This window comes from Achromobacter sp. SIMBA_011, from assembly GCF_046535435.1.
GTDB lineage: Bacteria > Pseudomonadota > Gammaproteobacteria > Burkholderiales > Burkholderiaceae_B > Achromobacter > Achromobacter dolens.
Genome location: NZ_JAWRWN010000946.1, coordinates 1 through 249 on the forward strand (window position 1 = coordinate 1; position 249 = coordinate 249).

Consider the following 249-nt stretch of genomic DNA (forward strand, 5'->3'; position numbering starts at 1 on the left):
GCAACCACCGCCTTCACCCCAAGCAGGGCCTGTGCCTTCGCGGCCCAGTCACGGCTGGAGCCAGCGCCGTAGTTGATACCTGCAAAGACCACCATCGGTGTCTTGTGCAGGGCATAGCTTTTGGCGGCCTCGTACAGCGGTAAGCATTCGCTGTGGTCAGCATTCCACGCCCAGGCGCCCAGCCCTGGCTGCTGATCGCCAAGGAGACGGTTCTTAACTGATTTGTTGGTGAAGGCACCACGCAGCATC

1 protein-coding gene is annotated in these 249 nt (G+C 61.0%); it reads right to left on the reverse strand.

Annotated features, from left to right (window positions below; genetic code table 11):
• The coding region (locus SB816_RS33785) for a hypothetical protein (RefSeq protein ID WP_410548475.1) at nt 1-249 on the reverse strand (249 nt) is incomplete at both ends.